Source organism: Oryzibacillus soli (genome assembly GCF_051594765.1).
GTDB lineage: Bacteria > Bacillota > Bacilli > Paenibacillales > NBRC-103111 > Paenibacillus_AR.
The window spans coordinates 38,498-56,599 of record NZ_JBPPGJ010000006.1 but is presented as its reverse complement, the minus strand read 5'-3'; the positions used below and the strand labels follow the sequence as shown (position 1 = coordinate 56,599).

At 55.8% G+C, this 18,102-nt stretch carries 16 protein-coding genes and 1 pseudogene; 8 read left to right on the top strand and 9 right to left on the bottom strand.

Annotation, left to right across the window (positions count from 1 at the left end):
- Positions 1 to 32: 32 nt before the first annotated feature.
- Positions 33 to 1,931, bottom strand: coding sequence for a DUF2334 domain-containing protein (locus tag ACSEXW_RS09690; RefSeq protein ID WP_438445932.1), 1,899 nt, complete (start codon positions 1,929 to 1,931; stop codon positions 33 to 35).
- 193 nt (positions 1,932 to 2,124) lie between these two features.
- Here ACSEXW_RS09690 and ACSEXW_RS09685 point away from each other — a divergent pair, with 193 nt between their 5' ends.
- From ACSEXW_RS09685 to ACSEXW_RS09670, 4 genes are all read left to right on the top strand, one after another.
- Positions 2,125 to 3,219, top strand: coding sequence for a M15 family metallopeptidase (locus tag ACSEXW_RS09685; RefSeq protein WP_438445931.1), 1,095 nt, complete (start codon positions 2,125 to 2,127; stop codon positions 3,217 to 3,219).
- Between the two features lie 215 nt (positions 3,220 to 3,434).
- Complete coding sequence (locus ACSEXW_RS09680; RefSeq protein WP_438446122.1) at positions 3,435 to 4,349, top strand: ABC transporter ATP-binding protein; 915 nt, start codon at positions 3,435 to 3,437, stop codon at positions 4,347 to 4,349.
- A 42-nt stretch (positions 4,350 to 4,391) separates the two neighbouring features.
- Positions 4,392 to 5,534 (top strand): ABC transporter permease, encoded by a 1,143-nt coding sequence (locus ACSEXW_RS09675; RefSeq protein ID WP_438445930.1) that lies wholly within the window; start codon positions 4,392 to 4,394, stop codon positions 5,532 to 5,534.
- Between the two features lie 150 nt (positions 5,535 to 5,684).
- Complete coding sequence (locus ACSEXW_RS09670) at positions 5,685 to 6,983, top strand: arsenic transporter (protein ID WP_438445929.1); 1,299 nt, start codon at positions 5,685 to 5,687, stop codon at positions 6,981 to 6,983.
- 23 nt (positions 6,984 to 7,006) lie between these two features.
- Here ACSEXW_RS09670 and ACSEXW_RS09665 read toward each other — a convergent pair whose 3' ends face one another.
- Positions 7,007 to 7,210, bottom strand: a complete 204-nt coding sequence (locus ACSEXW_RS09665) for a YezD family protein (RefSeq protein WP_438445928.1) — start codon at positions 7,208 to 7,210, stop codon at positions 7,007 to 7,009.
- A 279-nt stretch (positions 7,211 to 7,489) separates the two neighbouring features.
- The gene (locus ACSEXW_RS09660; protein WP_438445927.1) at positions 7,490 to 9,460 is read right to left on the bottom strand and encodes a methyl-accepting chemotaxis protein; all 1,971 of its coding nucleotides are present in this window, start codon (positions 9,458 to 9,460) and stop codon (positions 7,490 to 7,492) included.
- Positions 9,461 to 9,633: 173 nt separating this feature from the next.
- On the opposite strand from ACSEXW_RS09660, the gene ACSEXW_RS09655 reads away from it, so the two are divergent.
- On the top strand, positions 9,634 to 9,792 hold the full coding sequence (locus ACSEXW_RS09655; protein ID WP_438445926.1) for a hypothetical protein: 159 nt from the start codon (positions 9,634 to 9,636) through the stop codon (positions 9,790 to 9,792).
- A 121-nt stretch (positions 9,793 to 9,913) separates the two neighbouring features.
- Here ACSEXW_RS09655 and ACSEXW_RS09650 read toward each other — a convergent pair whose 3' ends face one another.
- The gene (locus tag ACSEXW_RS09650; RefSeq protein ID WP_438445925.1) at positions 9,914 to 10,159 is read right to left on the bottom strand and encodes a hypothetical protein; all 246 of its coding nucleotides are present in this window, start codon (positions 10,157 to 10,159) and stop codon (positions 9,914 to 9,916) included.
- 136 nt (positions 10,160 to 10,295) lie between these two features.
- Between ACSEXW_RS09650 and ACSEXW_RS09645 the strand changes: the two genes are divergently transcribed.
- Together ACSEXW_RS09645 and ACSEXW_RS09640 are read left to right on the top strand one after the other, a co-directional pair.
- Positions 10,296 to 10,628 (top strand): helix-turn-helix domain-containing protein, encoded by a 333-nt coding sequence (locus ACSEXW_RS09645; RefSeq protein WP_438445924.1) that lies wholly within the window; start codon positions 10,296 to 10,298, stop codon positions 10,626 to 10,628.
- Between the two features lie 224 nt (positions 10,629 to 10,852).
- Complete coding sequence (locus tag ACSEXW_RS09640; RefSeq protein WP_438445923.1) at positions 10,853 to 12,904, top strand: methyl-accepting chemotaxis protein; 2,052 nt, start codon at positions 10,853 to 10,855, stop codon at positions 12,902 to 12,904.
- A 92-nt stretch (positions 12,905 to 12,996) separates the two neighbouring features.
- Here ACSEXW_RS09640 and ACSEXW_RS09635 read toward each other — a convergent pair.
- Positions 12,997 to 13,383: pseudogene (locus tag ACSEXW_RS09635) on the bottom strand (protein prkA); the annotation flags it as partial.
- 17 nt (positions 13,384 to 13,400) lie between these two features.
- Entirely contained in the window at positions 13,401 to 13,802 is a 402-nt protein-coding gene (locus ACSEXW_RS09630; protein ID WP_438445922.1) for a YhjD family protein, read from the bottom strand.
- A gap of 1,278 nt (positions 13,803 to 15,080) precedes the next feature.
- On the opposite strand from ACSEXW_RS09630, the gene ACSEXW_RS09625 reads away from it, so the two are divergent.
- Complete coding sequence (locus ACSEXW_RS09625; protein WP_438445921.1) at positions 15,081 to 16,121, top strand: YheC/YheD family endospore coat-associated protein; 1,041 nt, start codon at positions 15,081 to 15,083, stop codon at positions 16,119 to 16,121.
- Positions 16,122 to 16,305: 184 nt separating this feature from the next.
- Here the strand turns inward: ACSEXW_RS09625 and ACSEXW_RS09620 are convergent, their stop codons facing one another.
- The 3 genes from ACSEXW_RS09620 to ACSEXW_RS09610 all read right to left on the bottom strand — a co-directional run bounded on the left by ACSEXW_RS09620 (position 16,306) and on the right by ACSEXW_RS09610 (position 18,094).
- On the bottom strand, positions 16,306 to 17,085 hold the full coding sequence (locus ACSEXW_RS09620; RefSeq protein ID WP_438445920.1) for a DUF1906 domain-containing protein: 780 nt from the start codon (positions 17,083 to 17,085) through the stop codon (positions 16,306 to 16,308).
- Positions 17,069 to 17,542: a phage holin family protein gene (locus ACSEXW_RS09615; protein WP_438445919.1), complete on the bottom strand. Its 474-nt coding sequence runs from the start codon at positions 17,540 to 17,542 to the stop codon at positions 17,069 to 17,071. Before ACSEXW_RS09615 ends, ACSEXW_RS09620 begins: the two co-directional genes overlap by 17 nt.
- 207 nt (positions 17,543 to 17,749) lie before the next feature.
- Positions 17,750 to 18,094, bottom strand: coding sequence for a bZIP transcription factor (locus tag ACSEXW_RS09610; protein ID WP_438445918.1), 345 nt, complete (start codon positions 18,092 to 18,094; stop codon positions 17,750 to 17,752).
- Positions 18,095 to 18,102 lie beyond the last annotated feature (8 nt).

Below are 18,102 nucleotides of genomic sequence, written 5' to 3'. Positions count from 1 at the left end.
ATATCGGACCGAAGTCCTATTCCACAGGGCCATTACTGCACGTCGTCCATCGTCTGACGGGATAAGGCCGCATCCATACGGCCGTCCGGCTCCACGGCGCCGAGGTCGTCCCTGCCGTCGCCGTCAAAGTCGGCGACGACCGGCTTGGCTCCCGCATCCCCCCAGGGTCCGAAGGAGAACAGCAGATGGTAGCTTCCATCCTCCGCCTGCCGGTAGACCACGGCCAGATTGCCGCTGCCGTTCCAGAGCAGGACATCCTCCCGGCCGTCCCCGTTGAAGTCACCCAGTTTCAGCTCTTCTCCCGTTCTCGGCAGCCCAGGGTCCTGACGGGTCACATTCCATTTGTTCTTCCCCGCGGGAAGCTCCAGCCGATAGCAGATGCCGGTGTCCTTGCGGCAGCGGACCAGCTGCTCACCGCCGGCCGGATCCTCCAGAATCTGCGCGCCCTTGAAGGAACCGGCTCTTGACTTGGCGGGCTCCCCTATCTTCCAAGCGTCGTCCTGCTTCCAATAGGGGATCAGCTGGGAGCCGTTGGCCGCGGAACCGGCCAATGCCAAGGAACCGTCCTTGCGCTTCAGCATGTAGAGCTCCTCCAGCTCCGCCGCAGGCACCTTCCAGGTTCGGGCGCGGATGAAGGATGCGCCTGTGGACCGGTACAGCTCCAGCTGTCCCGCCGGCCGGAAGATCCACAGATCCGCCCGGCCGTCCCCGTTCTCGTCCTTCAGCGTGAACAGATCCCCCTTGCTCCGGGGAATGACGGCCCAATCGGCGGACTTGGGCTCCGCCGCGTTGCGCAGGCCCCGGTATTGACCGGGGGTGACCCGAACTACTCCGCTGCCGGTCTGCCATTGGACGCCGTCCAGCTGTCCGTCGCCGTCGGCGTCGGCCCATTTGGCCGGAACGCCGGGCAGTCCCGCCGGCGCGGAGGGGCCTGGAACGAACGGCACATAGTCATGCAGAGACACGAAGTTGTAGTTGCGGTCCCGGAAGCCTGCGACGAGCTTCTGCAGGTTGGTCTTGTTCTGGTCCGGGTACTTGAACAGCGGCAGGCCGTCTTGAACCGCTTGGCGGCCTTCTTCGTCCAATACGGGGATCAAGTGCTTGAACTCCAGGAAGGCATGATAGAAGAACGAGGGCAGGCGGTCCGATTTGCCCAATTGGTCGAGAATCAGCCTCTCGTCCTTGTTGTACGGGATGTAGGAATAGGGCGTCGGCACATAAGCTGCCCCCCAGGTCGCCGCGCCGTAGCCGCTGTTCCGGCCCGGGTGCAGCATCATAGCGGTCTGCCGGGGCTGGCCCGGCATCGTTTCGTAGATGATGCCGAAGTACGACCGGAACACGTCATGCTGGGCGGCAGCCGAATGGTAATGGGGCGTCTCCCAGAATGCCGGCTCCAGCCCCGCCTCCCAGAACAGCTTGAAGCCCGCCTGCAGCCGGGCTTCGGCGAATTCGCGGGTGGACGTCTCGGGCAGCCCCGGTTCATCCATCTCGTTGCCGATGCCGCTCTCCTGATGCCCGTCGGCCCGCTTGACCGTACCGGCCTGATGCGTATAGCCGTGCATCCCCAGTACGGCTCCATTCGTCTCCGCATCCCGAAGCAGCTGGACGAACGAGGCGATATAGGGATCGGAGGTCTGATCAATCGATTTATCGTATTGGAGTCCCGTATCCGAATAATTCACCCACTTGGGGATGACACCGACCTGGAACGGGACTCCTTCCTTGTGCAGATAGTCGAATACGGCCCGCAGCTTGCCCAGCTGTTCGGCATTGCCATATTCTCCGCCGGGGCCTACGTCCTCCAGACGCAGGAGCACCGCCCGAGGGCCAGTGGACTCGCCCGAGACCACCATCAGATGGTACAAGGACCAGGAGGAGGACAAGAAGACGAAGGAAAGCACGATCTTCATTAACGATACCCGTACACGCATGGAATCCCCCGCTTAAGCTTGATCATGATTACGCTTTCCTAAACCACTATATATAACTCGAAACCTGTCGAAAAGTTTCGGTGCTCCTGATCTTTCCACACCGTTCCCTTCAAGCTTCTCCCGGTGGTTCCTCTCTCCTGCCGGGTGCTATAATAATAGAATCATATCATGGACGCAACCAGGAGGTATACGCATGCAATCCACATCCAAGCTCGCCCTGATCCTGCTGGCGGCAGGAGCCTTGGCCGCAGCAGGCTGCTCGGGCAAGGAAGCCGCAGGAACACCGGGGCCGTCCGGTACAGCCGCACCCAGCAGCTCCGCCGAGCCCGCCGATACTACTGCCGCAGCTTCAGCTACTCCCGCTTCTACCGTCAAAGGAGACGCCGTGGCGTCGTTGGCCTTCCCGGCGGCAGCGGCTTCCGTCGCTCCGGGGAAGAGCTTGACCTTGGCCCCCAAGGCCTTCAATGCCAAGAAGGAAGCCGTCTCTTTCCCGGATAAGAGCGCGCTCCACTATACCAGCGACAAGCCGGATCTCCTGGCTGTCGACGCCAACGGCACCGTCAAGCCCGGGCCAAAGGCCGGCATCGGCACCAACGCGGTCATCACCGCCGAATACAAAGGCAAGACGGCCTCCGTCACGGTGAAGGTCATGGCCACGCTGGAGGAGACCGTCACGGTCTCGGGCGGCAAGTCGGTCGTCACCAACCAGAACGATATCGCCGTGGTGGTGAACAAGAAGCGGGCGCTTCCCGACAATTACGCGCCGGACGATCTGACCGAGCCCCAGGTGCCCTTCTCCTTCAACGAGAAGCTTGAGAAGCGGAAGCTCCGCAAGGAAGCCGCACAGGCCCTCGAGAAGCTGTTCTCGCTGGCCTCGAAGGACGGGATCAAGCTCTACGGCGTCTCCGGCTACCGGTCGTACGCTACCCAGAAGAGCGTCTACAATGGCAACGTACAGAGCCAGGGCAAGGAAGCTGCCGACAAGGTCAGCGCCCAACCGGGCTTCAGCGAGCACCAGACGGGACTGGCCATCGACGTATCCAGCGCCAGCGCCAAGTTCGCGCTGGAGGAATCCTTCGGCGGCACTGCCGAAGGCAAATGGCTGGCCGCCCACGCCCACGAGGCCGGATTCATCATCCGCTATCCGAAGGGCAAGGAGTCGGTGACGGGCTACAGCTACGAGCCTTGGCACATCCGTTATGTGGGCCTCGACATCGCCAAGGAGATCTTCGAGAAGAAATGGACGCTGGAGGAATACTTCCAGGATGCGGTGCCGGTCAACCGGTAGCCGCTGTGATGCCGCCGCCGACGGGCTGTCCCGTCCCGGCGGTTTTTCTTTTGCAGATTCACGAGGTGGGAGGGTTACTTCCGGCATCGCGGCGGCATGACTTTCGTCATCCTGCTTAAGTGACTTTCTCTACCTTACAGCCGCATCACAGGGGAGTATGATAGAACCATCAAAGGAAACGGCAATGCCGCAAGGAGGGCAACCCCATGGAACATGTGCTGGAGGTACGCGAGCTGGTGAAGAAGTATGGTGAGAAGCAGGCGCTTCGCCAGGTCAGCTTTGAGGTGAAGGCGGGAAGCTGTTTCGGTCTCTTGGGACCGAACGGAGCCGGCAAGTCTACCGCGATGAAGATCATTACCGGAGTCACTGGCATGGACCAAGGCACCGTCAAGGTGTTCGGACTCGATATCAAGAAGGACGCGGATCCCATCCGCCGCCAGGTCGGATACGTCCCCCAGGATCTGACCCTGTACGATACGTTGAGCGCGCAGGACAATCTGATCTTCTTCGGCGAGATGTACGGCGTCCGCGGGGCGGAGCTCCGGAAGCGGATCCGGGAGGTGCTGGAGAAGGTGGGCCTGTCGGACCGGGCCAAGGATCCCGTGAAGAGCTATTCCGGCGGGATGAAGCGGAGGATCAACATTGCGGCCGCGCTGCTCCACAAGCCGAGGCTGGTCATTCTGGACGAACCGACGGTGGGAATCGATCCCCAGTCGCGCAACCATATCTTCGAGATGATCCGCGAATTGAAAAAAGACGGCGTGACCCTGATCTACTCCACGCACTATATGGAAGAGGTCGAGGCCCTGTGCGACGATATCGCCATCATCGACCACGGCAGCGTCATAGCCCAGGGCAGTCTGGACCGGCTGCTGGACGAATATGCCATCAAGGCCGTCTATGCCGAGACAGAGGGAGACCCGGAGGCTCTGAAAACCGTGCCCGGCGTAACGAAGACAACACCATTCGGCAAAGGCTGGATGCTGGAAGCCGCCGACCCGCTGTCCCTGCTGGCGGAGCTCAGCGCTGACCTGAAGGAGCGCCAGCAGCCCATAAAGGCGCTGGAGCTGATGAGACCCTCGTTGGAGAGCGTGTTCCTGCGGCTGACAGGCACGAGCCTGCGGGATTGACGCCGACGCCATCCGAACCCCTCGCAAAGGAGAATCCGAACCATGATCAAAACGATCATTCGCAAAGAAATTCAAGTGCTGCTCAAGGAAAAGGGCACCTTCTTCTGGCTCTTCCTGATGCCTATGCTCTTCATCCTTATGTTCGCCTCGATCTTCAGCAATGCCAAGGACACCTTCACCATCCATTATTATGACGCCGACCGTTCGGCCATGTCCCAATCTCTCGTATCCACCCTCGGAGGGATTAAGGGTATCGCAGCTGAGCCCCGGGAGGGAACGCTGGAGGAGGAGATCGCCCGCATCAAGGACGGTAAGGCCACCTCGCTCTTGGTCATCCCCCAGGGCTTCGAATCCAGTGTGACTTCCGGCCAGCCCGCCAAGCTGGAGCTGTACCGCGACGCTTCATCCGATACGGCCGTGGCCCCCGTGCTCGCCGTCATGCGCAATGTGACCGCCGGCTTCCGCGACGTGAAGCTCCAGCAGGTGCTGAAGGCCTCCGGCCGCGCCGACGGGGAGATCCAGGATATGCTGAAGGAGCCCGTTACCCTCTCCGAGATCAAGGAGAATTCCCTTCAGGGGGATGCCGTTACCCAATACGTGCCCGGCTTCGTGGTCATGTTCGTCTTCTTCATCATCATCACCATGGTCCGCAATTTCTTCAAGGACCAGCATTCGGGCATGCTGGCCCGGCTCCGCAGCACGCCGATGAAGCCCTATCACTACCTGATCGGCATGTGGGTCCCCAACATCCTGGCGGTCATCATCCAGTGTGTGGTGCTGCTGGCCTTCGGCAAGATCGTGTACGACGTGAATCTGGGCGATCCCCTAGCGCTGGCGTTCATCGTGCTGGGCTTGGCCGTCTGCACCACCGGGATCGGGCTTGCAATCTGCATGTTCGTCAAGAGCGAGAACCAAGGCACGGCCTACACCCAGATCATCACCATGGGCGGCGCGGTGGTGGCGGGCCTCTGGTTCCCTTACGAGATCATGCCCGACTTCGCACAGGCCATCGGCAAGTTCACTCCTCAGTACTGGGCTCAGCACGGCTTCCAAAATATTATGATCCGCGGCATGAACACCGCCGACATCTGGAAGACCATCGCCGTATTGGCGGCATACGGGGCCGCCGGCCTTCTGATCGCCTCGCTCCGCTACAAGAAGTACCTGAAGAACGTTACCCAATAAGAATACGAAGAACCTCCTTTACAGGTCCGGCTCCTGTCCCCATAATGAAGGACAGATCGGCTTCGCCTGATGCGGAGGTTCTTTTTGTTGGGGATGCCCGTGAGAATTCGGGATCCTCGTGATTCTTATGTAAGAGAGGTTCAAGTCCTTATGCTGACCGTCATCACTGCACTAGCACTGTTCGCCGTTACCATCACGCTTGTCATCTGGCAGCCCAAGGGCCTGGGCATCGGCTGGACCGCCGCAGGCGGCGCCCTTCTCGCCTTGGCAGCCGGCGCCGTCACCCTGGAGGATGTCCGTGAGGTGACGTCCATCGTCTGGAACGCCACCTTCACCCTGATCGCCATCGTCATCTATTCCATGATCCTGGATCGGGTAGGCTTCTTCGAATGGTGCGCCCTTCACGTCATCCGCCTGGCCGGAGGAAACGGCGTCCGGCTCTTCCTCTATACGAGCCTGCTCGGGGCGGGCGTGTCCTTCTTCTTCGCCAATGACGGGGCCGTGCTGATCCTGACTCCGATCATCCTGGCTCAGATGCGGGCGCTGCGTCTTCCGGATGCCATGATCCTGCCCTTCGTCATGGCGGGAGGCTTCATCTCGGACACCACGTCCATCCCGCTCGTCATCAGCAATCTGGTCAACATCATCTCCGCCGATTACTTCGGCATCGGGTTCGCCCGGTACGCCTCGGTTATGCTGCTGCCCAACCTGTTCTCTCTGGCCGCCAGTCTGGCTGTCCTATACCTGTTCTATCGGAAGGATATTCCCGCAGCATATGACCTGTCCGCCTTGAAGAAACCGGAGGAGGCTGTCCGGCACATGGGGATGTTCCGCTTGTCCTGGTACCTGCTGGCCGTGCTGCTGGCCGGCTTCTTCCTGAGCGAGCCGACGGGGATTCCCGTCAGCTTCATCGCCGGCACAGCCGCGCTGCTCTTCGTGGCAGCGGCAGCCTGGACGAAGAGCGTATCGCCCAAGGAGACCTTGAAGGAGGCGCCCTGGTCTGTCGTCATCTTCTCCATCGGGATGTACGTAGTCGTGTACGGCCTCCGGAACGCCGGGCTGACCGAGCTGCTTGGCGGCCTGGTAGAAGCCGCCGCCAAGCAGGGGCTTTGGGCGGCGGCGGCGGGGATGGGCTTCCTCTCCGCCGGACTCTCGTCCGTCATGAACAACCTGCCTTCGGTTATGATCGGGGCCTTGGCCATCGACGAGACTTCGGCCACCGGACTGCTGCGCGAGACCCTGGCTTACGCCAACGTCATCGGCTGCGACCTGGGTCCGAAGATGACGCCCATCGGCTCCCTGGCTACGCTCCTCTGGCTCCATGTGCTGGCCAAGAAGGACATCCGCATCGGCTGGGGCTACTACTTCCGGACCGGAGTCGTGCTGACGCTGCCCACCTTGTTCTTCACTCTCCTGGGGCTGTGGGTGTCGCTGCTTCTCTTCGGATAGGACGCGGCCGGCAAAGTGCCCGATTATAGGGCACGGTTCAGCTGCCGTTTGGGCGCCGCGGCCCCTTGCTGCTTCGCTTCATTCTCGAAGCGGTAGCGCTCCGTCTTCTCCAGCTGCACGATCTTGCCTTCATGAACGACGATCTGAACGGTGCCGAATGAGATTCCTTCCAGAGATTGAGCGATACGCTCCAGCCACAATTCATCCACATGCAGGGGCTTAGCCATTCATGATCTCCTCCTTAAGTTGGGCTCCAGGGGCTTCGCGCATGGAGTTCATCCGCCGTATCCGCGTCACCTGGTGAATCGGATATTATGATTTGTATTATATCCGATTGGAATACTATGTTTTATGGGATTATCTTACCATCGCTGATTTTGGGGTGTCAATGAGCCGTCCGTTATTTTCATTTCAGCAAAAAGTCCGCTCCAAGCCGCCCGATACAACACAAGACGCTTTCCCCGCCGGAACCTGCCGGCAGGAGAAGCGTCTTGTGCTTTCGGGCGTCAGACCTTGAATCGGCCGATCAACAGCTGCATATCCTCGGCCATCCTCGCCAAGGCGGCGGAGGAGGCGGCGATTTCTTCCATGGCGGCAAGCTGCTCCTCGGCGGCGGCCGAGACGTTTTGCGCGTGATCTGCCGTCACATCCGTTGCGGCCGAGACCTGCTCCATGGCTTCTACGGCAATGCCGGATTCATCGGAGATCCGGTTGACCGCCTCGTTCATGCTCTTGGCTTGATGCACCACCTGCTCCAAGCCGGACTTGATGTTGCCGAACAGGTCGCCGGCGCGGCGGATGGAATCTGAGCCTTCAGTGACTCCGCTGACCACCGCTTCGGTGACCCGGACCGCCGACAAGGTCTCCGCCTGCACCATCCCGATCATGTCACGGATCTGCTCGGCGGACACGCGGGATTGCTCAGCCAGCTTCTTCACCTCCAGGGCGACGACGGCGAAGCCGCGTCCCTGCTCACCTGCACGGGAGGCCTCGATGGAAGCATTGATGGAGAGGATGTTGGTCTGCTGGGCGATCCCGGTCATGACCTCCGCGATCTGTCCGATAGCCGCGGAGCGCTCATCCAGCAGCTTCATCACCTGCTCCAACTCGCCTACTTGCCCCCGGACGGAGCCCATCCGTCCGATGGCCTCGGACATGGTCTCCGAGCCTTCTCCGGAATAGGCCGACGCCTCTTCCGAGGACTTGCGGACCTCCTGGGAGCCCTGCAGGATCCGGCTGATGCCGTCCGCCATGCCCCGGATGGAGCTGAATCCCTGGCTCACGCTCTTCACCTGACCCTCCGCTCCGGTGGCCACCTCCTGGACGGAGCCTGCAATCTGCTCCGTTGCTTTGGAGGTCTGCTCCGCGCTGGCCGTCAGCTCCTGGGACGAAGCCGCCACCTGCATGGAGAGCTCGCCGATCTGCCCCAAGAGCGTGCGCAGAGAGTCCGCCATGGCATTGAAGCTGCTCCCCAACCGTCCGATCTCGTCGGCGCTGCGGACCCGGGCGCGGATGGTCAGATCGCCTTCGCTGATGCGTCCGGCTACCCCTGCCAGCTCCTGAAGAGGCTTCGTGATGAACCAAACGATGACCACAGCCAGCGTCCCGAACAGAACCATCGCTACCAGAAGCACCATAAGCATTCGATTCAGGATAGGCGCCGCCTGCTCTGCCAGCTCCTTCTCCTCGATGACGCCGCCGATCTTCCAGCCTGTCAAGGCGTTGGTATCGAACAGGATCCGCTTGACGGAGGCCCCCACATCGGTCCGGATATCGCCCTTCTGGCTGCCGTAAGCCGCTGCGACCCAATCCGCCTGAACGTCGGAGCCCGACTCCATCTCCTGATTCACAATGACCTTCTTGTTCTGGTCCAGCAGCATGGCGTAGCCCCGCTCGCCGATCTTGACACCCTTGGTCAAAACCTCCAGATCCTTCAGCTTGATCTCTGCCCCGACAACGCCGGACCCGTCGTTCAGCACCTTGGACAAGGCGATGACGAAATCCCCCGTGGTCTTCGAGACATAAGGAGCCGTGACCGCCAGCTTGGAGGAATCCTTCATGGCATCCAGGTACCACGGTCTCTTCCTCGCATCGAAGTCATCCGCCATCTTCACATGCGGCGCGTTCACGAAACCTCCGGACGGCGTCCCGACAAAGATGGTATTAATCTCTGGATGAAGCTCCTTATAGCCGTCCAAATACCGCTGAACCGGCAGATCCTTCCCCTGTAGATCCGACTGCCGGAGCTGGAAGGCCAGATAATTCATATCCTTCATCCGAGAGCTGATGGTCTCCGTAATAATCTGGTCCAGAAGTGCCACATTCTCCTCGGCGCTGTTGAGCAGCTGGTCGCCTACTTTGTTGCGGGCAGTCTCGTAGGAGAGATAGCCGATGAGAAATCCCGGAATGAGCAGGACAACTGCGAACGAAGCAAGCAGTTTGGCCTTTAAGCTCCTGTTTCGGATGAATTTGAACATGTTAGCAGCCTCCTAAAAATAAGTAGGAAATTTCACCCCTAATTTTGCTATTCTTGTAATTTCGACACCTTTCGACAGTTTCCTCTCTATTCGATAAATTTTTTTCAAGAACAGCAACCGAAAGGGGGGATGAAGCGTCAAATAGACAGCGATATAAATTTGGAGGAAGCTTCATGAAAATTTGGATTCCCCGCATGATTCTGATTACGTTCGCCCTGCTTCTCGCCGCTGCGGTATATTGGGGCTACAAGAATACAAGCCACCCTGACAGCGGTCAGAATACGCCTGTCAAGAACAAGGCTGCCGCCCGCTCCGTTCCGCATCCAGCCTGATCATCCAGCAATTCCGAGCAGCGCCCCGGTGTAACGCCGAGGCGCTGCTGACGGCGAAATAACCGGACTTCGCCCGAAGTCCGGTGACCCGTTATGCCCGGAATTGGCACAACCAGGCCTATTATTCCCGCATCCTCCGCGGGAATGGTCCCATGCTCTCGAACCGTTCGGCATAGAATTGTTCCAGCAGCAGAAGAAGAACCGGCTCCTCCGTGTGCTTCATCAGGAGCTCCAGCACCCACTCTTCCCCTTGCACCGTCAACCGGCAATCACCGCCATCCGACAAATAGAGATGTCCGGACTCCAACAGCTTGTCCCGGTGAGAAGATAGCCATTGGTCACGGTTGGTCGTCAAGATCCGACTCATAGGTTCCAACTCCCGAACTTATTCCTTCTATAATGAATATCTTAACGTGACGGAACGTGTCGGGTCAACACATTTTGTGGTCAATCTTTCATCCAAACATCACATGTATGCTATGATTCTGTCAGGTGATGATGCCATGACTACATTCGGAGAACGCCTTCGCAACCTGCGCAATCAACGGGGGCTAACGCAGAGGGAATTTGGCAAACATTTTAAACTGAGCGAAAGCGCAATCGGTATGTACGAGCGGGACCAGAGAGAGCCCTCTTTGGAGCTGGTTCGCCGCATGGCGGATTTCTTCGAGGTTTCCATCGATTACATTTTGGGCCGAGACACGTACGTCCATGAGGGCAAAGCCCGCTACTCCCCGGCCGACCGCTGGACGGAGGAGGAACGGGAGCTGGCCGACGCCCTGATCCAAGCACTCCGTTCGCGCAAGGGGAAGGGCCCTTTGGGTCCCAAGGCCTAGAGCTGCGGCAGGCAGAAGATCATGATCTAATCTATTCATTCGAACAGGCAGCCGCCGGATCCAGCAGGATTCGGTGGCTGCCGTTTTTATTGGGTACTCTCATCATCCTTTAGAGGGAGATGCAGAATATTTTATGCTTGCAGGAATTTGTCGTTAATTGTCGAATTTAACAGGCGGTGTCCTAATTGACAGCATACATATTTCAACATCATGGAGGTAACCGCATGAATCAAGCCCGCTTCACTTCCACCGTCAAACGTATCACCGATTATGTGCGAAAAAGCTCCCGGACGCTTCGCTTCCGGCTAGCCGTTCTGATCATGATCATGGCATGGGTCCCCCTCATCTCGCTGTCCGCGTACCAGGTCAAGCAATTCATGGATGAGACGGATCGCAGCATCCACGAGCATCAATTGGACATTGCACGGAGCAATGCCACCGTCATGAACAACTGGTTGAAGGATAAGATTGCGGGAACACAGGAGTTCATCAAGAACCATCCGGAGGTAGCGGATCAGCCGATTGCTGCTGCCTCTTCGACTGCGATCCAGTCCATTAAGCAGACCGATCCCGAAATTCAAACGACCTACGCTTCAACGGCGGCCGGCCTGATCCCCTCCACGAACGGTAATCTGGACATCACCAAGCGGGATTATTTCATCAAGGCCAAGGAGTCCAAAAACCCTGCCATCAGCGATGTTCTCTGGATCGAAGCGACCAAGTCGCAGAATATTACCATTGCGGTTCCGCTTTTTAACACGAAGAAGGAATTTACGGGCATCATCGGCAATCTGCTGATCCTCGATGCCTTAAAGTCAACCCTGGGAGAAATCAAGGTGGGGGAGACCGGATACGGCTTCATGCTGTCCGGCAGCGGTACGTTCATCTACCACCCGGACGCCAGCATGGTGGGCCAAAATTATGATAAGGTCCTGGAAGGGACCAGTGTCAAAACGGTTATTTCCGAGGAAATTCTCGTCAAGGATGAAGGCTTTATCCGCTACACCGACGATCATGGAATCCGCAAGATGGCTTCCTTCTCCACCGTTCCGCTTACCGGCTGGAAGGTCGTCGTCACCGTTCCCGGCGATGAAGTGTTCGGGGCCGTCGACAAGGCGATCCACACCTCGGTCATCTTGATTGTCGTCGTATCCCTGATGCTGATCCTCCTGTCCGCCATGCTTGCAGCCTATATCGCCAGACCGGTTACCCGTGTAGCCCAGCATGTCAATATCCTGGCCCAGGCGGATTTCACCGCGGAGCTTCACCCCCTCCTGCTGAAGCGCAAGGATGAGATCGGTAATCTGGCCCGCTCCGTGAAGACGATGTCCGCTTCTATGAGCCAACTGGTCCACCAGGTGGTCGAAGAGTCGAATAACGTTCGTGCCAATATGGCCGTTTCATCGGACAACCTATCCGCTCTGGGAGCCCAAGTGGAGGAGGTCTCCGCCACCACCGAGCAGATGTCCGCCGGCATGGAGGAAACCGCCGCTATGACCCAGGAGATGAACGCCACCTCCAAGGAGATTGAGATGGCCATCACCTCCATCTCCTCCAAGGCCCAGGAAGGCTCCGACCGGGCGGAGGAGATCTCCCGCCGGGCGCTTCAGATGAAAGAGGGCGCCGTTCAATCCCGGAATTCGGCCGAGGAGATCCGCGCGGTTATCGAGTCCGAATCCCGTCAAGCCATCGAGCAGGCAGCCGCGGTCAAGGAAATCGATACCCTGACCAATTCCATTCTAGAGATAACCAATCAGACCAACCTGCTGGCCTTGAACGCAGCCATCGAGGCGGCCCGGGCCGGCGAGTCGGGACGGGGCTTCGCCGTGGTGGCAGGTGAGATCCGCAAGCTGGCGGAGAATTCCAGAGTGACCGCCAGTAAGATTCAAGACGTGACCAAGCAAGTGGTATCTTCCGTGGAGGACTTGACCGAGAGCTCCGAGAAGGCTCTTCGATTCCTGGAGACCACCGTCATTCGGGATTACAACACCTTAGTGGAAACCGGCCAACAGTACTATCGGGACTCCGAGACCATTCAAGAGCTGGTGACGGATTTCAGCTCCACGGCCGAAGAGCTGCTGGCCTCCACGCAGAACCTGCTGCAGGCTATCCAGGAGGTCACCTTGTCCAACCAGGAAGGAGCCGAATCCACCCAAGATATCGCGGAAAAATCCTCGGGCGTGATGAAACAGTCCGTCCGGGTGAAAGAGCTGATGCACGAGACGGAAAGCACGGTCACCCGTCTTCTGACCGCCGTTTCCCGGTTCAAGGTGTAGGAGTTAGCTCCAGCCGCATGAAAATAGCCCCTTTCGGGGCTATTTTTTTGTTCGGGCACCTCCAGCAGGTGCGTGCTCCATGTTTGTTTCGGTCAACGGTTCAGGAGGCTTCCCACGTACCGCAGCAGCTCGTTGGCGCACACCGGGCAATAGCCGTTGTCCTCGATCAGCCGCGCCGTCACCTCGTTGATGCGCTTCAGCTGCTGTTCGTCCGGCGTCTTAGAGGACGTGGTGATCTTCACGATGTCCTTCAGATCGGCGAACAGCTTCTTCTCGATGGCCTCGCGGAGGCGCTCATGAGTATTGTACTCGAACTTCTTGCCCTTCCGCTGATACGAAGACATGCGGATCAGAATCTCCTCGCGGAACGCCTTCTTGGCATTCTCGCTAATGCCGATCTGCTCCTCGATGGAGCGCATGAGGCGCTCATCGGGGTCCACATTCTCACCGGTGAGCGGATCTTTAATTTTATGCCAAGACACAGGATATATACAGATTATTTGAATCGGTTCGTGAGCGATGAAATATACTGGCCAAGCCTGATACTGATCTGTGATCTAGCCGCTTCACGCCAGAAGCCAAACCGTTCCTGGTAGCCGCGACAAAGGTAAGAATAGTATAACACGCTTTCCCCTTGTTCGTCGTTTAGGAACTTGATCTTTCGGGCCTTCAGCTCCCCCTTAAGTGTGTAGAGATCGTTTGTAATATCAGACATAAGATAGTGAACAACTTCGGAAAGCATCGGACAAAGAATGTTATTTGCGTATTCGAATCGGATTCCTTCGATGCAGCGCTCCACAATAGTTTGCATGTGCAGTAGTACGATGTAATCCCGGATCATTGTGAACTCTACAATCGTTGGACCACTTGCCCCCTTTATCTGCTTAACATTGCCCAAAGAGTATCACCTCCTGAATACAGTATTAGTATCATATACCGAACACATGTTTCTATTCAATACAAAAAAAGCAGAAGGGTGAACTACCCCTCCTCCTCTTGATAGCCATACATGCCATAATTAGGTACAGTATTCGTTTTTATTAATGTTTGTTGTATTTTTATTGTAGGGTGTATAATTATTTTCGATTCAATGATTCATGTATCGGGGAGAGTGAAGTCTATGCATAGATTGGATACTCACGCTCGAACCGAACTGGGGAACATAAAGAGTTACGTTATTGAGCGTACTCAATTCATGTTACCAAACGAAGATCTAGCATTGCTACTGGATACAATAGATAGAATCTTTCTCGATGCCTATTTACGATATGGCTCAACCAACTATTTAACGGTCTGAACGGTAACTAGACTTGCTTGCACAAAAAAAATGGGCTCCTGCACATCTCATACGCAGGGGTCCATTTTCTGTTGATCTATCAAATCGATATCCATAGTGGGAGTCTCCCACAATATTTGCTGCCAGTTTATGTGTTGATCTCAGCAGCAGTCAGAGTACCTTCATTGATTGTAATCGTAATATCGCCTACTCCAGGAATAGTTCCCGTAGCTCTTAGGGTGTAAGTATGTGGCCCTACGGTTGCTCCCATATCACAGCATGTTAATGCGGTAGTGATTGGGCTATTAGCAGAAACGGGCGTATCACTCGCGGTACACAATACAGTGGCTCCATCACGGATAATACTAAATGCAATGATTGGACTGGCAGCTGAAGGTGTCCAAGTGACGTATGCAGTGAGCCATACAATGTTTCCCGGTTCATCGACAGTAATGACCAAACTGGTAAGATCCGCTACTGGGGCAGCAGCTGTCAGGACTGTGCCAGCAGTTAATTCAGCACAAGCGAACTCAACAAATATTCCCGGTGTTCCTGCGGGGCCTTGTGGTCCTGTTGGACCAACGGGTCCTGCTGCTCCAACTGGGCCAGCTGGCCCTACTGGTCCTTGAGGTCCTGCCGGTCCTTGGGGTCCCGCTGGTCCTTGTGGCCCTGGAGGCCCTGGAGGCCCTGGTAATCTTCCCATACGTTATCCACACTCCCTTATAATAAGAACATGGTTGGTCCAAAACCATATCTGGATTTAAACCTGAACCATTATATTCACTAATCTTCTTGAGTGTGTGAATGCACATTTTGTTTTTTTGCAGCCCTCTCTATGTAGCTGTCCATACATAAAACCTATTGATACATATATTATTCCAAAACAACACTTTGGAGGGGGTGAAGATAACGAAAGTCACTGGAACTCTTGGAATCATGGTAGGAAGCCGTGCACAGCGCGTAACCGTATTAAGGCACCTGTCAGGTCATAGATTTAATAAGATGAAACTTATATGCTTCACGCCTTCGGATATCAATTGGACTCGCAAAAAAATACGAGCCGTTCACCTAAATAATCACACCTGGCTAGAGGACACCTTTCCTTTCCCAAAAGTAATATACAATCGATGTTACAATGCCGATACTGCTTTAGTAACTCGGCTTGAAAAAGAAATCGGTACCCAGAGGTGCTTTAACCAAATAAACCAGTTTGACAAACTTCAGATGTATTCCACCTTGAACCGCTGGTTATCCCCCCATCTCCCTGAGACTCATGCCTATACTCCAGATACCATTGTGCACCTACTCCTACAACATCGGATCATTTTTCTTAAACCTTGCCACGGTCATATGGGAAAAGGAGTATACCGTCTGGAGCTAAGAGAATCTGGTGAGATCCATCTTTCTTCCCATCATTTCTCTCCTTGTGCGATTATTGGGAATATCGCCCAGCTTCAAGGTGTTGTTACACAATTAATTGGTACAACCCCATATCTTGTCCAACAGGGTGCCCCATTTATCCATGTGAATAATTGCGTTTTTGATATTAGGTCTCTTACACAAAAAAACAGTGCTGGCTTGTGGACAGCCACAAATGTGATCAGCAGAGTTGCTTATGAAGGGTGCTTCAACACCAGTATTAGCCAATACGTCCAACCAACCCATAAGATATTGCACAAGATTCACCCACCAAATCGTGTAAATGAAATAATGAACCAGATTTATAATCTCAGCTTAAGATCCGCAGAAATTGTTGAGTTGGATATGGGAATTCACTTATGCGAAGCGAGTGTCGATATGTCCATTGATGCAAATGGCCATTTATGGATTATCGAAGTAAATGGACAACCACAAAAAGCTCTTTATAAAGAAGCAGGCTTATCTACAAGGCCGGTATACCGAAAACCATTGGAGTACGGCTTCTACTTATCCAAAAAATAAATCAGACAATACGTTACCTCCCTAATTCCCACCTTTCGATGAATTCCCAAGCGCTTGGAAATTTCACAAACGCAAAAAGGACTCCCGCAGGGTGCTTCCCCGCAGGAGTCCTCTTTGTGCTGATGCTTCTGGATAAACTAATCATACCACATGGGATAATTCCAGTATGTGGATAATCTGTGAATTACTCAATTGTTATTCCTGTCGCTTTCCGCAGCTCATCCGCCGCGTAGTGTGCTGCTGCCTGCACGGCAGGATCTGCACATGCTCTGTAAAGCGCTCCAAGGTCATCGATCACTTTCTGGGCCGCATGTTGGTCAAAAGCCGGTTGTTCCATTTCGGGTTCCTCCTCAACTCCTGGTTTTGCTTGCCCAAACCTCCAAAAGCCCTCGTTTCCAAATGACGCGTTGAGATCCACCCCAATTCCATTCATTGGGAGCCCCACCCCGGTTGGGCCGTTGTTATACTGATGAATGTGAATGGGACTCGACAGCCTCCCTCCGCTCCATGCATAGGTCTGCCAATAACGAGAACACACCCCGGCCGCTCTTGCCGCTTCAATCACCGTATAAGAACCGTACACCCCTGTGAAATGATCCGGCGTCGCTTCACTGGCACCTCGAATATATTCCAGTACGGTGGGCATTTGGGCCGTTGTGGCGTCGAAGTCCACCGCAAAGTAAATGCAGCTGCCCTTCGGCTGGCCTACGGCCTCCGCCACTTCTACCGCCTTCTGACCATCTTCCACCCCGGCTGCATACCCGCCCAGTGCCCGGTCCGCCGTCGTTTCCCAAACGGACCCGATCTCCAGGCCGGCCGCACTAATCGCTTCCGCTTCTTCCCGGGTCAGCTTCTTCCACCCGGACGGCACCAGGTACCGGCACACAAACTCCATCCCATCCGCTGCAAACTTGCCTGCCAGTGCTGCCGTTAACGGTGTTGCACAATCAAACCCCTTTGCCATTTACAGCCCCATCCCTTCTGACTTCTGCTCGTTGAATCTTCTTTTCCAGCTCACTTCCGACCCGCTTGATTACCCAGTCCATGATCGTCAACGGAACCCAGCTCCCCCAGCCAACCCGCACGGCATTGGCCGTCATGCTTTGCAGGACATGGTAGAGGATGCCTACCGTAATGGCTCCGAATAAGATCCCCGGGATATTGAACGCGGCATCAAGCAAATGGCCGCCTGCAGGCAGAAGTAGAATGAAAAACGTCCGGCCTACTGCTTCAAGACCGTACTTGCTCATATAGGAATTGTCCTTCTTGGCCGCGCTGATCCCGGAGAGCCAGTCCAAGACGATGAAGAAAATCAGAGCGATCATCAATGCCCGGACAGCTTCGCCGGAACCGTAGAAGTATTCAAACATCGGCATGAGTACAGCGCCGCTTACCGTCCATATTGCCTTATACTTATCCATCTACCCAACCCCTTCGCCCAACGGGCAATAATATAGCCCCGGAACAGCCCCGGGGCCTTGCTTTATAACTCTTTGTTTGCATGAAGTTCCTTTTCGATCTCCACGCGCTTCTCAGTACCGAGCTTGGACCCTATCAGTTTAAGTGTTATGTCCCGCGATACACCTTGTCCTTCTTTTAGCAAGATGTAGGAAGCCCAGAAACCCATCCTAAACCCCTCCTGACAAGATCAGGTCGCCCACCAGGATGGTGAGCTCGTTGACCTGACTCTTCAAGGTTGCATTTTCTGCTTCCAGTTGATTGATTCTCTCGCCCGTTGTTGGCTCGGTTTGTCCAGGCTGTGGCGGGAGCGAAAATTCCGTAAAGCCGACCAGTTTATTCTCATCGATCTCCAAAAGATGATAGGTATTTGCCTCTGGCTGCATTAGCTCTTGCGGAATGTCCGTGATATCCTCTACCAGAATAAATGGGCAGTGAAGGTCGATATCCGGCGTGTAGTCCGGGAAGAATCCCGTATGTTGCTTCGTAATTTTGTCGTACAAAATTGCAATCATAGACTCAC

Excerpts from the sequence above, each read along its gene's own strand:
- ACSEXW_RS09690 (WP_438445932.1), bottom strand. The coding sequence starts at position 1,931 with ATGCGTGTACGGGTATCGTTAATGAAGATCGTGCTTTCCTTCGTCTTC.
- ACSEXW_RS09685 (WP_438445931.1), top strand. The coding sequence starts at position 2,125 with ATGCAATCCACATCCAAGCTCGCCCTGATCCTGCTGGCGGCAGGAGCC.
- ACSEXW_RS09675 (WP_438445930.1), top strand. The coding sequence starts at position 4,392 with ATGATCAAAACGATCATTCGCAAAGAAATTCAAGTGCTGCTCAAGGAA.
- ACSEXW_RS09670 (WP_438445929.1), top strand. The coding sequence starts at position 5,685 with ATGCTGACCGTCATCACTGCACTAGCACTGTTCGCCGTTACCATCACG.
- ACSEXW_RS09665 (WP_438445928.1), bottom strand. The coding sequence starts at position 7,210 with ATGGCTAAGCCCCTGCATGTGGATGAATTGTGGCTGGAGCGTATCGCT.
- ACSEXW_RS09660 (WP_438445927.1), bottom strand. The coding sequence starts at position 9,460 with ATGTTCAAATTCATCCGAAACAGGAGCTTAAAGGCCAAACTGCTTGCT.
- ACSEXW_RS09655 (WP_438445926.1), top strand. The coding sequence starts at position 9,634 with ATGAAAATTTGGATTCCCCGCATGATTCTGATTACGTTCGCCCTGCTT.
- ACSEXW_RS09650 (WP_438445925.1), bottom strand. The coding sequence starts at position 10,159 with ATGAGTCGGATCTTGACGACCAACCGTGACCAATGGCTATCTTCTCAC.
- ACSEXW_RS09645 (WP_438445924.1), top strand. The coding sequence starts at position 10,296 with ATGACTACATTCGGAGAACGCCTTCGCAACCTGCGCAATCAACGGGGG.
- ACSEXW_RS09640 (WP_438445923.1), top strand. The coding sequence starts at position 10,853 with ATGAATCAAGCCCGCTTCACTTCCACCGTCAAACGTATCACCGATTAT.
- ACSEXW_RS09620 (WP_438445920.1), bottom strand. The coding sequence starts at position 17,085 with ATGGCAAAGGGGTTTGATTGTGCAACACCGTTAACGGCAGCACTGGCA.
- ACSEXW_RS09615 (WP_438445919.1), bottom strand. The coding sequence starts at position 17,542 with ATGGATAAGTATAAGGCAATATGGACGGTAAGCGGCGCTGTACTCATG.
- ACSEXW_RS09610 (WP_438445918.1), bottom strand. The coding sequence starts at position 18,094 with ATGATTGCAATTTTGTACGACAAAATTACGAAGCAACATACGGGATTC.